The sequence below is a fragment of the Loigolactobacillus rennini DSM 20253 genome, assembly GCF_001436505.1.
Taxonomy (GTDB): Bacteria; Bacillota; Bacilli; order Lactobacillales; family Lactobacillaceae; genus Loigolactobacillus; species Loigolactobacillus rennini.
Genome location: NZ_AYYI01000007.1, coordinates 21,532 through 35,752, shown reverse-complemented (window position 1 = coordinate 35,752; position 14,221 = coordinate 21,532). Strand labels below are relative to the sequence as shown.

13 protein-coding genes are annotated in these 14,221 nt (G+C 40.6%); 2 read left to right on the top strand and 11 right to left on the bottom strand.

Annotated features, from left to right (window positions below):
- Window positions 1-5: 5 nt before the first annotated feature.
- From FC24_RS01445 to acpS, 3 genes are all read right to left on the bottom strand, one after another.
- On the bottom strand, window positions 6-254 hold the full coding sequence (locus FC24_RS01445; RefSeq protein ID WP_235807290.1) for a hypothetical protein: 249 nt from the start codon (window positions 252-254) through the stop codon (window positions 6-8).
- A gap of 98 nt (window positions 255-352) precedes the next feature.
- The gene (alr, locus tag FC24_RS01440) at window positions 353-1,480 is read right to left on the bottom strand and encodes an alanine racemase (protein WP_057873093.1); all 1,128 of its coding nucleotides are present in this window, start codon (window positions 1,478-1,480) and stop codon (window positions 353-355) included.
- Window positions 1,477-1,839, bottom strand: a complete 363-nt coding sequence (acpS, locus tag FC24_RS01435) for a holo-ACP synthase (RefSeq protein WP_057873092.1) — start codon at window positions 1,837-1,839, stop codon at window positions 1,477-1,479. The genes alr and acpS overlap by 4 nt, the downstream gene beginning before the upstream one ends.
- Before the next feature lie 261 nt (window positions 1,840-2,100).
- Between acpS and FC24_RS01430 the strand changes: the two genes are divergently transcribed.
- Both FC24_RS01430 and FC24_RS01425 read left to right on the top strand, forming a co-directional pair.
- Window positions 2,101-3,153 carry a D-alanine--D-alanine ligase family protein gene (locus FC24_RS01430; RefSeq protein ID WP_057873091.1) on the top strand — a complete coding sequence of 351 codons (1,053 nt, stop codon included), beginning with the start codon at window positions 2,101-2,103 and terminating at the stop codon, window positions 3,151-3,153.
- A 75-nt stretch (window positions 3,154-3,228) separates the two neighbouring features.
- On the top strand, window positions 3,229-4,128 hold the full coding sequence (locus FC24_RS01425; protein ID WP_420805244.1) for an aldo/keto reductase: 900 nt from the start codon (window positions 3,229-3,231) through the stop codon (window positions 4,126-4,128).
- 96 nt (window positions 4,129-4,224) lie between these two features.
- Here FC24_RS01425 and FC24_RS01420 read toward each other — a convergent pair whose 3' ends face one another.
- From FC24_RS01420 to FC24_RS01385, 8 genes are all read right to left on the bottom strand, one after another.
- Complete coding sequence (locus tag FC24_RS01420) at window positions 4,225-5,418, bottom strand: MalY/PatB family protein (RefSeq protein WP_057873090.1); 1,194 nt, start codon at window positions 5,416-5,418, stop codon at window positions 4,225-4,227.
- A gap of 193 nt (window positions 5,419-5,611) precedes the next feature.
- On the bottom strand, window positions 5,612-7,018 hold the full coding sequence (locus FC24_RS01415; protein ID WP_057873089.1) for a C69 family dipeptidase: 1,407 nt from the start codon (window positions 7,016-7,018) through the stop codon (window positions 5,612-5,614).
- A gap of 206 nt (window positions 7,019-7,224) precedes the next feature.
- On the bottom strand, window positions 7,225-8,004 hold the full coding sequence (locus FC24_RS01410; protein WP_057873088.1) for an ABC transporter permease: 780 nt from the start codon (window positions 8,002-8,004) through the stop codon (window positions 7,225-7,227).
- 21 nt (window positions 8,005-8,025) lie between these two features.
- On the bottom strand, window positions 8,026-8,784 hold the full coding sequence (locus FC24_RS01405; RefSeq protein WP_057873087.1) for an ABC transporter permease: 759 nt from the start codon (window positions 8,782-8,784) through the stop codon (window positions 8,026-8,028).
- Window positions 8,765-9,661, bottom strand: a complete 897-nt coding sequence (locus tag FC24_RS01400; protein ID WP_057873086.1) for an ABC transporter ATP-binding protein — start codon at window positions 9,659-9,661, stop codon at window positions 8,765-8,767. Before FC24_RS01400 ends, FC24_RS01405 begins: the two co-directional genes overlap by 20 nt.
- Window positions 9,662-9,884: 223 nt before the next feature.
- Window positions 9,885-11,396, bottom strand: a complete 1,512-nt coding sequence (gene cshA, locus FC24_RS01395) for a degradosome RNA helicase CshA (RefSeq protein WP_057873085.1) — start codon at window positions 11,394-11,396, stop codon at window positions 9,885-9,887.
- 265 nt (window positions 11,397-11,661) lie between these two features.
- Complete coding sequence (locus tag FC24_RS01390) at window positions 11,662-13,047, bottom strand: UDP-N-acetylmuramoyl-tripeptide--D-alanyl-D-alanine ligase (protein ID WP_057873084.1); 1,386 nt, start codon at window positions 13,045-13,047, stop codon at window positions 11,662-11,664.
- 95 nt (window positions 13,048-13,142) lie between these two features.
- Window positions 13,143-14,219 carry a D-alanine--D-alanine ligase family protein gene (locus FC24_RS01385; RefSeq protein WP_057873083.1) on the bottom strand — a complete coding sequence of 359 codons (1,077 nt, stop codon included), beginning with the start codon at window positions 14,217-14,219 and terminating at the stop codon, window positions 13,143-13,145.
- Window positions 14,220-14,221 lie beyond the last annotated feature (2 nt).

Genomic DNA, 14,221 nt, shown 5'->3' with positions numbered 1-14,221 from the left:
TTAAATTAACGGATGTGGAGTGCGGCCTCTTCTTCACAATTGCAGAATTCAGCAGCAATTTCTGTATTTAAAGATGCCATCTCCACATATCCATGTGCAAGTGTATCTAACTTTGATTGGTGTGCTTTAAGAAAAGCGATTGTGGCATCATCTGCTAAGTCATTTTCACTGATTCCATAATAATCACAAAACAAATCAACCTTGGCCAATGTCGATTGATCACAAGTTGCTGCTAAGCGCTGCTTTGTTTTCATTTTCACTGCTATGACCCCCATAAGCTCATCAATACAAGATATTATCCCTATCATAATACCACGCTAACTCGTGAAATAAAAGACAATTTGGGTAGTGATTAGTTTTCCGGCAAATAAACACGTGGTAAACGATCAGTGAAGTTACAAGCAATTTCATAATGAATCGTCTTAGCAAAATTAGCCACGTCTTGTAAACTTATTGTTTGGCCACCATTTTGCCCGATCAACGTCACTTTTGTGCCCACCGGAAATTTTTGGGGCAAGCGAATCATAAATTGATCCATACAAATGCGGCCAACAATTTCACAAAATTGACCTGCTACCAGTACATGAAAGCCTTGCAACCGCCGCTGCCAGCCATCTGCATAGCCTAAAGGCACCGTTCCAATCCATTCTGTTTGACTTGCTTGATAAGTTGCACCATAGCCAATTTTACTCCCAGCTGTCACTTGTTTAACAAATACTAATTCTGTTTCTAAATTCAGTGCTGGTTGCAGCGGGTAAGGTAGTGCTTGATCACTACCAGAAGGATTCAGACCGTATAAGGCAACGCCAAGTCGGACTAAATTACCAGCACAAGCTTGGTGCCATAAACTAGTAGCAGAATTGGCAACATGCACATAACGCGGCAACGTTTTTAAAGCCTTTTTAAATTGCTTAAAGTGGTGTACTTGTTGTTTAAAATAGGCTGAATCTGCTTCATCAGCTGTGGCAAAGTGAGTATACAAGCCAGTTAACTCAAGTTGCGAATGTTGCCGAACCATTTTTTCCGCCATTGCTAGCGCTGTTGGTTCACGAAACCCAATTCGCCCCATCCCGCTGTCAACAGCAAAATGAATTTTTAGGGGATTTGCAGCAGGAGCTTTAGCTAATTGCGCTAAAGCTGCCGTCAACCAGGCTTGCGAACCCACAGTTAACGAAATTGTTTGAGTAGCAGCCAGACTGGCATATTCTGGACTAGTGATACCTAAAACTAAAATCGGTTCCGTAAAACCAGCTTGGCGTAATGCCAATGCTTCATCCAAAATGGCAACACAAAAGCCAGTGGCGCCCGCATGACTAGCCGTTGCTGCTACTTGCAGCAATCCATGACCGTAAGCGTTGGCCTTAACTACTGCCCACAACTCAGTATGCGCTGGTAAATGGGCAATAGCTGTTTGAATGTTTGTTTTAATGGCTTGGCGATCAATGATTATTTGTGCTGGGCGATGTGTCCCACTAATCATTCGTTCATTCTTCTTTCTAAAATAACTTCTGTCATAACCAACGTTTTGGTGTGTGAAATTGAAATCAGCACTCGACCAGAAAAAGGGCTTTTTGTGGCAAGTGGTTGTCCGTTGGCATTATCTAAAACTTCAATCTCTAAAAAACTGAGATTGCGAAAACCTGTTCCTAACGCTTTACTAAAAGATTCTTTAACTGAAAAACGCCCTGCTAAATATTCAGCTTGCCGCTTTGCGGTTAAAGTTTCATAAACTGCCAACTCAGCCTGAGTTAAAATTCGCCGTTTAAAACGTGAATTTCGCTTTTGCGCAGCTTTAATCCGCGCAATATCTGTAATATCAATTCCCACACCATAAATCACTGATGCATTACTCCCTCCTTCAAATTAAAGCTTAGTATAAAATTGTTTTTAGCTCATTTGTTTTGTTAAAATAATAGCAGCTGTTACTTAGACAATACCACACTTTTATTTTAGCAAATTTTAAGCACCCCTGCATGAAACTGTGCCAGAAATAAAACAAAACACAGTGAATGTCAAATTTTAACAAATAAGCGCTTGCAACTACCGCTTGCTGCGTTTTTGTGGTAAACTTTAGGTTCAATATAATACGGAGGCTTAATTATGAAAATTGTTGTACTCGCGGGTGGACGCAGCCCAGAACGTAATGTTTCGTTGTCATCGGGTGCCATGATTACTAACGCACTGCGGGAAAAAGGCCACGCAGCTGTGTTAATCGATCTGTTCTTAGGTGATGATTTACATGATGTTAAAACCGTCGATGAAGTTTTTCAGCGGGACGCCGCAACAACAAAGTCACTTGGCTATGCCATTAGTGATGAAATTTTAACCGATCAAACTATCAATGCCCTGAGAAAAGATGGCACTAAAGGCTTATTTGGCAAAAATGTACTCAAAATTTGCCGGGCAGCTGACATGGTTTTCTTAGCTTTACACGGCGAAGATGGTGAAAACGGGAAAGTACAAGCTGTTTTTGATCTTTTTGATATCCGCTATACAGGAAGCGGGCCTTTAGCTTCTGGTGTCACCATGGATAAAAAAATCTCGAAAGAATTATTGTTACATAATCAGATTAAAACTGCTGGTTATGTAGCAGTCAAACAAGGTAAAACCACGCCACAACTGCCTTTTGACTTCCCGGCGGTGGTTAAACCTTCAAATGGTGGCTCTAGTATTGGGATGCAGATCGTCCACAATCAAAAAGAACTCGAAACAGCGTTACCTGATGCTTTTCGTTTTGACGATGAAGTAGTCATTGAAGAATACATCAAAGGCCGAGAATTTTCTTTAGGTGTCGTTAATGGAATCGCGATGCCTGCAATCGAAATTATTGTCAAAGATGGCTGGTATGATTTTGAACACAAATTTCAAGAAAACCAAACTGGCTTTCAAACACCACCAGATATTCCAGATGATGTTCACCGGAAAATGCAAGCCATTGCTGTTGAAACCATGTCCGTACTAGGCTTAATCAATTATGGCCGGATCGACTTTTTCTGGAATGACAATGGCATCTATGTCATTGAGGGTAATTCACTACCTGGCATGACACCACTTTCCTTATTACCTCAGGAAGCAGCTGCAGCTGGTATCAGTTACCCTGATTTGTGTGAACAAATTGTTCAAGGCAAACTAGCTATCTACGAAGCCAAGTAATCCCGATTAGACTTGAATCGTGTTAAACTAAATGTAGGCTAGTCAGCATTAGACTGACTAATTTATTAATAAAGGGTGAGCAAATTGGCAAATAGCATTTTACAAGAAACGACTAAGCTTAACAATGGTGTCTTAATGCCCAAATTAGGTTTAGGCGTTTGGAAAACCGCTAATGAACAAGCAGAAGAATCTGTTGCACAAGCCATTAAACATGGTTATCGGCTGATTGACACTGCTAAGCAGTATGGTAATCAAGCCGGTGTTGGCGCTGGTATTAAACGCGGTATCTTAGAAAATGGCTTAAACCGTAAAGATCTCTTTATCACAACAAAAGTTTTTAATGGCGATCAAGGGTATGACAGCACCTTACGTAATTTTGAAAAAACATTGCAAAAATTACAGCTTTCTTACCTTGATCTTTACCTGATTCACTGGCCAGTGGATAACAAGTACATCGACACTTGGAAAGCATTAGAAAAACTCTACCGTGATGGCAGAGTTCGGGCCATTGGCATTTCTAATTTTGATATCGAACATACAAAAACTTTACTAGCTCATAGTGATATCACACCGGCTATTAACCAAATGGAATTTAATCCGATTAACCAAGAAAAAGACATTTTATCCTACATGAATCTTAAAGGGATCCAGATGGAAGCTTGGTCACCATTAGGTGGTGGCGAAGCATTGAGCAACCCTACCATCAAAAAGCTGGCAACTAAATATAACAAATCTGTTGCTCAAATCATTCTTCGCTTCGATAAGCAAATGGGTGTCATTACCATTCCTAAATCTACCCATGTTGAACGTATTGTTGCGAATAGTCAAATCAATGATTTCACACTGACGACTGAGGACATGGCAACGATCAAGCAACTTGATAAAGGCCAGCGAAGCCTTTGGTATAAAGATTTTGCTTGGCATGCTGGCCATAAGCCAAATGCTTACGTTGATGCTGTTCAGACTTGGGATTAACCCACTATTATTAGTTTAAATCAATTACAAAAAGACAGCTAACTCACAGTTTTATTAAACCTGAGTTAGCTGTTTTTTTGATTTCAGTCATTGCATCTAATCAACATATTTAGCATAAGCTTGTTTCATCCGTTGTAATGCTTCTTCAACATAGTGCGTTGGTTCAGCTAAATTCCAACGTTCAAAGCCTTGCGCTGCTTTACCAAACATTGCACCTTCATCGAAAAATAATTTAGCCTCTTGTTGGTTAATTCGCTGTAATTCTTTATAATCCAAATTTAAACCATTCCAGTTCATCCACAGTAAATAGGACGCTTCCAGCTTAAACACTTTGATTTGCGGGAAATTCTGCTGCATAAAATCAGCGACTAGCTGGTAATTATGTTGAATGACTTGGAGGCATTGATCTAACCAAGCAGCTCCTTGCGTATAAGCGTAATAACAAGCTTTATACCCTAAATAATTGCAATTTGGTCCTGGTGTCCCTTGATACAAAATAGCCAAAAACTGCTGCCGCAAGTTTTCATTTGGAATAATAATATTAGAAGTCTGGAAACCAGCTAAATTAAACGTTTTCGACGGTGCAGTCATCACAACACAATTTTGCTCTGCTGCTTTTGAAATGGTCGGGAACATCACATGCTGGTGTCCCGGCATCACTAAATCATTATGAATTTCATCCACAACCACTAACACATGGTTGGCTTGGCAAATGGCAAAAATTTTTTCTTGTTCTGCTTTTGTCCATAGACGTGACCCGGGATTATGCGGACTGCACATCAAAAACATCGTCACGTTAGGATCTTGACATTTTTGTTCAAAATCAGCCCAATCAATTTCATAATGATCGCCAGCATCAATCAACGGATTTTCAACTAATTGGCGCTGATTATATTGAATGGCATGGTACATTGGATAATAAACTGGCGTCATCAAAATAACTCCTTCACCAGGCTTTGTATAAGCGCGGACTGCAACATGAAAAGCCCGGACGATGCCGTCTGTGTTAACAATCCATTCTGGCTTAATTTGCCAATGATGGCGGTTTTTCATCCAATCCCCAACTGCCTTGTAATACGCCGGTGTTGGTTGATAATACCCTAGTACTGTATTTTCCAGTGCATCTTTTACCCCATTCACAATTTCCGGTGCCGTTTTAAACTCCATATCGGCAACAGACAACGGAACGATGTCTTGTGGCCGACTATGTAAAGTATCTTCAATGGCTTGCCACTTGCCAGAGCCTGTACCATATCTCGTGCCATTGGTGTGTTCAAAATCGTACTTCATGCTATCTCTCCTTTAATTATCATGGCTTTACACATTTCACTATAACCCATTAACAACTAAAATAGCCATCAAACGAATGTAAAATTTAAAATGAAAAGACACCAGAAGCTCAGCACAACTCACAATCTGCCAGTCATGCTCATCTTTCTGGTGCCGATTCAACTCTTAATTTAACAACTAATCATCCAAACGGTTAATCATTTAAGTTGTAGCGCAACTTCATGTTAGCAGAGCCTAAAACGACCATGTCACCTAATAGCTTAGTCTGCCACTGTAAAGCTTCTTTAGCTAACTTCTCATTGGCTGCCTGCAAGAATTGGTGCACATCTTGCTGCCCAGCAACTGCTTTGTCTGTTTCGTGCTGAATCTTATGGAAAACAGCCATGGTTTCAAGTTCAAAAGTGTTCTTCAAATCAACGTATAAATTATAGTCTGTATCCCCTAACAATGCCGTTGTGCAACTTAACCAGTACATATTGTTTAAATCAAAGGTGCCAGTCGCATCCTTATAGCAGCTTGGGGTGTCAAGCACATTAGCATAAAATGGTACAACTGCATTAAAGGTGTTCGCACCATAAGCTAGCCAGTGGATTCCCGCAATCTCTGCAGGAACGTCATTACGAATTTGTAAAATATGAACGTTATGGTTCCGGTTAATCCCAATTGGGCGGAACAGTGTTTTTTCAACTTCTGTGCCATTACCATAAGGATCATACTTAGTATTTTCAAAATGTGCACTCAAAACAAATTTAACATCTTCAATCGAAATTTTACGGTTAGCCCGGCAAATAAATGGTAAATCTTGTTCCATTGGCTCATGCTTAATTTCTGGATTGAAGTATTGCTGACCGTACCAAGTCCGCGGATTATTATAAACCGTATCCTTAATGGAAGCAGTACCAAAAATATGCCGCAAATTATAGCCATCGTGATCTGGATTTAAATGATACGTTTCAATAAGCTCTTTTAAATCTGTTGAACACAATGTTTCTTCAGATTCAAAGTCAAATTGATCAATGTTTCGCCGATTAGGTGCTACAACGTAAGCATCGTCTGGGATTCGTACCGCAGCCCAGTGGTGGCCACCGATAGTTTCTAACCACCAAACTTCATCTTTATCCGAAAATGCAATCCCGTTAGGTTCATAAGTACCATATTTTTCTAATAAAGCCCCTAGGCGCTGCACCCCTTCCTTAGCGCTATGAATGTAAGGCAACACTAAAGTCACTAAGTCTTCTTCACCGATTCCACCAGCTTCAAGCGGATCAATACCTAAAGTTTGTGAATTAGTGGTAATGGTTTCTGTCGCTGACATCGCAATATTTTCACTGTTAATTCCAGCGGCCGGCCAAATCCCGCTTGTTAAAACGGCATTTGGCGTTGAAGAATAAGTTAGCGGGTTATCTGGCAATTTAATTTTAACCCCACTAAGAACTGACTGATAATGGCGTGGTTGATCTTCTGGTTTAACAATGTCAAAGCGTTGAGGGTCTAGTGCTTCATGACCATCATCGTTTCGCGAAATAATCGTAGAACCATCAATGGAGGCATTTTTACCGACTAAAACTGTTGTACATGATCCTTGGACTCTGTTTTGCATTGTTAGCCACTTCCTTATTTAGGTTATGTCTTAAGTATAACGCTTCACAATCTAAACGACAAATTGATGGGCGTGAATCTGATTGCCACTGTAACAGGTAATAATTTAATTTAATCAGTAATTGCAAAAGTGAAACCACAAACAAATACGGGTGCCCAGCCAAATTTAATTTTCTATTAGTTTGAACTGGGGAACCATACTGGCCCTTAAAATCTTTTCTTCCGAAAAACCAAATAACCCAAAATAAAGAAGCCTATCGCGTATAGCAACGCCCCATTCAGCAATTGCCCAGTTTCTAAATGACTAGTTGCATGGTACGTAATGTAATTGACGTATTGCGCGGTTAAATTCAGCATATTAAATGGATTCCATTTTACTAGCGGTAATAAATTTAACGAAAATAGATTACCTGCCAATAAAATACTGCTGGAAAGAAACTGGCCCATAAAAATTAGTAAAAAGGTGACGCTCACCACCACTGCATTATTGTTAATTAAACAAGATAATAGAAAAATAATACTAATAACCAATGTGGTGGTGATTAAATCAAGCGCACTAGCCTTTAGCATGTTTTCCCACAGTGGCTGGTGGTATTGATAAAGTGTCGTCCAAGCAACAGGTTTATTTAACGGCAGCCACCGTAGTACCACGGTTAAAATCAGCGCTAAGCCGTGTAGAAAAAGATTATAGACCAACAACACAATTAATTTTGATAGGTAAACATAAAGCTTGCTGGAAGCTTTATATAGTAACGTTAAAATGGCATTATTTTGAAATTCCATCGAAAAAAATGTGGCCCCAACAATCACCAAAATAAACATAATCCAATCATGCGAATCATAAGACAATGCCGTTAATAGCTTACTTTCCCCATAGCCAACGGTATACCCGGCCAGCACCATTAAGCCTAACAAAATGATTGGCGCAATCCAGATCACTTTCCGGTGAGCTAGTTTATAAAATTCTTGATAAAGACTTGCTGCCATTTACCTTCCCCTCCTTTGTCATTAAACGCGCCGCCGCTTAAACAAATTAAAACCAATCACCATAAACAGCAACGCATAAAGGATTGTCGCCAGGATAATTTGCGAATTACTCAACAGCGATAAGCGGGCATACTTGGGATCAGCTAACTGTTGACTGACAAAAATCATGTTAAGCGGATTCCACTTGGCAATTCCGCTTAACTGCGGAAAAGCACCAATAAACGCCCGCGAAAGTGACGTCCCGATAAAACCAATCGCAAAACCGATGCCTACCACTGCTACATTAAGTTTAACTAGCATCAGCAACATAAACGCCAAACTAATTATGAATAATCCATAAATTAAGGTGCCAGCTAAATTTAGCAATAACGCGGTCAGCAAGGATTGGTGCCCATTAATTGGCATTACCCAGCTGTACTTACCCCCGATTAAAATGATTTTTAACCCAAAGGTCACGACTAAGCTGACTCCCGCTAACAAAACGCTATAAAGAAAAACCACTAAAAATTTAGCCAGATAAAGGGATAAACGACTTGAACTTTTGTACACCAACATCAAAATCGTCCCGTGTTGATATTCCATCGCAAAAATTGACGAACTCAATGCAAATAAAACTAAAGCTAGCCATTGATTCGTGCCAAAGCCCAGTGCAAGCATCTGCGGCGTTGCGCCTTCGTTTAAGCCAGTGTAAATTAATAAGATAACAAATGCTAAAGTTCCATACAAAGCTACCGGTTGGTGGCGAAATTTGAAAATTTCTTCAGCTAAGCGTTTTTTCATGTTCCCGCCCCCGTTGTCGTTCCAAAAGATCAACAATAATCTGTTCAAAATTAAGCTGCACTGGCGCTAGCATTTTTAAATGAATCTGCTGTGCCGCCAATAAATCCTGTATGGCAAAAATTTCCTCCCGGGGCACCAAAAATCCAGTTTTAGTTTTAGAAAAAGTCAGTTGGTGCGCCTGTAATAGTTTAGTCGTTGCTGCATTGGCAACCGTATTCAGCTGATATTGTTTTTGAGCCCGCTGGTTAAAGGCGGCCACATTTTGATTGACAATCATGCTACCGTGATTAATCAAGATCACTTGGGTCATTACCTTTTGCAATTCACTTAAAACGTGACTAGAAATCAAAAAAGCAGTCCCTCGTTCAGCATACTGTTTAATGATTTTACGAATCGAGATTGTCGCTTCCACGTCCAAACCGTTCATCGGCTCATCTAAAATCACTAAATCTGGTTGGTTCAATAACGCAATCGCAATGCCTAACTTCTGTTTCATTCCTAACGAATAGCCTTTTGCTTTCGTATTAATATAAGCATCCATTTGCAATAATGTTACCAATTGCCGCATATCAGTAGGATCCTGACTGTATAATTGTAAATTTTGCAACCCGGTCAAAAAAGGATAAATTGCTGGATGTTCAATTAAAGCACCCACCTTAGCTAACGGCGCATGATGATTTTCCGTAATGGCTTGCTGATTCACGGTAATCTTGCCATTGAATTTAGTCAGTCCTAAAATGGTCTTCATAATCGTCGTCTTACCAGCACCATTTGGACCCACTAAACCTACAATCTCTCCTGGTTTAACCTGAAACGACACCTGCTTGATGATTTGTTTTCTCCCAATGTAAACATCAATTTGCTTAACAGTTAGCACTGACCTCACTCCTACATCATTACTTTTCAGCAACACCATGCATTTTCATAAAACTAACATTGCCACATGATCCCGCTTTCTTTTTCAGGATAGCACCTAATCTTTTATCCGTCGTCTATTAAGTATATTCGGCACAATGTTGGTGTGTTGCAACTTATTTTTTGCCATAAAAAAAGAACCTCGTTTCAATTGTGAACGAGATTCTTAATCGCATTAAATTAATTTATCCGTGGCTACGAACACTGTAATTTTGGTTGCCCTTCTTATGGGAAAAACGCTTTTTACGATCATAACGGTTTTCGCGACCGCGACTACGACTATGGCCACCATGACGATTATGGTCGTAGCGCCGATTACCACGGTAGCCACCGCCATTGCGATGATGGCCACCGTTGTGATGACCACCATTACGCCGTGGCAAAGGCCGCTCAGGCGTGATTTTAACGGGAACTTCAGCTGCATCATCTTTACTAATGGTTTTCAGTAATGCGGCAGCAAGCTGTAGTGGCGTATAATCATCTAATAATTGTTCGCCCTGAGCTTCATACTTAGTTAAGTTTTCACCATCAATTAATTCATGAATTGAACTAGTAGCAGATGACAACTGTCCTTGAAAGGCTTCTTTTGCACTTGGCGCCTTTAAAGGTTGCATCCGTAAGCGTGTCAATTTCTCAATTGTCCGCAAGTAGCCCATTTCGTTTGGCGTAACAAACGTGATTGACGTGCCTTTATGCCCAGCACGCGCGGTCCGGCCAACCCGATGGACATAACTATCTGGGTCTTGGGGGACATCATAATTATAAACATGGGTGACACCGGAAATATCTAATCCCCGAGCCGCTACGTCAGTTGCGACCAGAATATCTAATTTACCAGCCTTAAATGACTTTAAAACCGTCATTCGTTTCTGTTGTGATAGGTCACCATGAATGCCCTCTGCGTTGTACCCGCGCGCACGTAAGCCTTTTGATAATTCGTCAACCCGCCGTTTAGTCCGACCAAACACGATAGTCAACTCAGGATTTTGAACATCAAACAAACGGGTCATCACATTGAATTTTTCGAACTCTTTTGTTTGAACGAAATATTGATCCAATAAATCCGCCGTTAATTCTTTAGCTTTAATCCGAACCATTTTGGGATCGTGCATGAACTGATCCGCAATTTTACGGATCGCTGCGGGAATGGTAGCGGAAAATAATAGTGTCTGCCGTTGTTCAGGTAATTGTTTAATGATTTTTTCAATATCATCTAAAAAGCCCATGTCCAACATTTCGTCGGCTTCATCCAGCACTAAAGTTTGGACGTGTGCTAATTTTAATGTTCGCCGATTAATGTGATCTTGCAACCGGCCTGGCGTTCCCACAACAATTTGTGGATGTGCCTTTAAAGCCCGGATCTGCCGGCCAATATCAGCACCACCATAGACCACTTGTACTTTGGCTTTTTTATCCTGTCCTAAACGATAAAGTTCTTCTTGCGTTTGAATGGCTAGTTCGCGAGTAGGTGAAATAATCAAAGCCTGCACATTGGGATTGTCTTGATCAATCCGCTGTAAAATGGATAACCCAAAAGCTGCTGTTTTACCCGTACCAGTTTGTGCCTGGCCGATTACATCGTCACCATTTAAAGCTAAAGGAATCGTTTCTGCTTGAATAGGCGTCGCTTCTTCAAAACCTTGACGGCGAATCGCCTTTAATAAATCTGAATCTAAATTTAAATCTGTAAATTTCAACTAGTTTCCTCCTCGGGGCTGTTAAACACAATTTGCAAAACAGTTCCCGATCCCATTCGCGTCTGCCTTGCAAAAATATATGCGGTCAAATTTGTATCTTTACTATGTTATCACGAACAATAGGTAAAAACAAATTTTTCTGCTTATTCATTTTCATGAAATCCTTTTTATAATCCTAATTTAATCAGACCACTTAAGTAAAAAAGCTAATCCTTTTCACAACTTATGTTAATGAAAAGAATTAGCCAGTCACTACTTTATTCAATTAAGCGGTCGGTTTTTGTAACGCCCGTAAAACTTGGTCAAGATGAATGCCATTGCTTGCCTTAAGTAAGATAACGTCATCAGCCGTCACATCAGCCACTAAAGCTTGAATCAGCTTTGCTTTTTGGGCTAAAGGATAATAATGCACTTGTTTTGTCATCTTGGTTTCAGTTGTTAAGCGTTTGGCAAGATGCTGCATTTGTTCTCCTAACAGATACACTTCATCAATTAAGTTAGGATCAATTGCAGCAGCGATGTCAGCATGTAATTTAGCGGCCTGTTCCCCTAATTCAAGCATGTCGCCTAACACCACAATGTGCCGTCCCTTGGTTGGTACAACCGAAAAAGCCCGTAAGACAGCTAACATTGCAGTAGGATTAGCATTATAAACATCACTTAAAATCTGCTCACCACACGCACCAGTCACCCACTGCGTTCTGTTTTTTGTAAGCTGCATTTGTGCCAATGCAGTTTGCATTTGTTGTGGTTGCACATGGAATAAACGACCAATACTAATGGCAGCCATTGCATTATTCACATTATAAGTACCTAACATCGGTAAATGAAACTGCACTTCAGGGAATTGTTTTAGCTTAAAATCAACTTGGCGACTATCCGTTGTGATCGCTGTTGGATACACATCATTGGTTGGTTGGTGACCAAATGTCAGTGTCTGCTGGTCAATTTGGCTGACGCGTTCCCGCAATAGTGGCTCATCACCATTATAAATTAAAACACCGTCTTCTTTTAAGCCATTCGTAATTTCCATTTTAGCGTCAGCAATTTTTGCCCGACTGCCAAAAAATTCAATGTGCGCTTCACCAATCATGGTAATTAACGCAATGTCTGGCTCAACTAGCCGGCTCAAAAAATCTAACTGCCCTGGACGATCCATTCCCATTTCTAATACAACCGTTTCGGTATTCGTACTCATATTTAATAAGGTGATGGGCACGCCAATCCCATTATTAAAGTTTCCATGGGTTTTAACCACATTAGTGTGCGGCGCTAAAATTGCAGCCGTCATATCTTTAGTCGTGGTTTTACCATCACTACCAGTAATGGCAATTACCTTAGGGTCCACTTTATTTAAGTAATACTTTGCTAATGCTTGCAAAGCTTGCAATGGATCCCGGACTTCTAAAATTGGAAAATCAGTGGGTTTACCTGGATGGCCTAGTTTCCAAAAAGCAGCAACGGCCCCATTTTGCTGTGCATTGCCAATGTAATCGTGTCCGTCATTTGCAGCTTCTAATGGAACAAATAACGCACCGTTAGTTAACCGGCGTGAATCAAAAGCAACGCTGGTTACTTCAACATTCTGCCAACGTTGATAATCATTTTCCGCAGAGACTGCACGTGCAATTTCTGCAAGTTGCATTTTCATCGATAAAAGCTCCTATATTAGATTTAAACTGATTAAAATAGTCAAAGATTTGTTATACGCCTATCATAACGGAACATCACAAACGCGACAACCACTTAAGCTTGTGCTGTTTGCTGTTGCTGGCGTTTAAACCGTTTGCGGGCCAATTTAACTAACTCATCAATTAAATCGCCACTACTTAACCCCATCTTTTGCCATAATTGCGGATACATCGCATATTGATCGAATACTGGCATAGTATTGATTTCATTCAGCAAAACATCATCGTTAGCCGTTAAAAAGAAATCGCACCGTGCTAAACCAGCCCCATCCATAATCGCATAAGCCTTTCGGGCATACTGCTTCATTTTAGCTAAGGCAGTGGCAGTGATTTGCGCCGGTATTTTTAACCGTTGCTGCTGACGCGTTGCTGCATCAGTCCGCTGATTTAATCGTTGCCGGTCCAACACTTCACCAGGAATCGTAAACTGCAGCTTTTCGTCTCCCAGCAGGCCCAGTTCAATTTCTCGCGCAACAATACCTTGTTCAACTAAGATACGACCAGCAAAAGCAAATGCATTCTCAACAGCTGAGATAAGCGTTGCGCGATTATCGACACGTCGCACACCTAAACTAGAGCCTAGATTGGCTGGTTTAACGTACATCGGGTAAAGCAATGAGCCTTCACAACGACTGAGAAGCCGTTCACTATCTTGTTGCCACTGACCTTTTAATATGGGGACATAAGGGGCTTGAGGGATCCCAGTTTGTTGAAACAACATTTTACTAACAATTTTATCCATACCAACTGCACTGGCTAAAACACCGTCACCGATGTAAGGAATCCCTAACGATTGCAATAATCCTTGAATGGTGCCATCTTCAGCATTTCGCCCGTGCATCAACGGAAACACCACACTATTATCAACTGCTAAATCACCTGGTTGAATCGGAATCCCGGTTGCTACATGGTCCTGAAAGGTTGCGGTTTTGCCAGCCTGCAAACGTAACTGAGCAGCAGTAGCTAAAGGCGCATGTAGCGTAGCACCTTTTAACCATTGTCCAGTTTTAGTAATGTAAATGGGGCAAACTGAATAAAATTTAAAATAAATTGCGCGAATCACTGCAAAAGCTGAAGCTAGCGACAAATGATGTTCCGCATTTTGGCCGCCATAAAGTAGATAAATTTGCATAC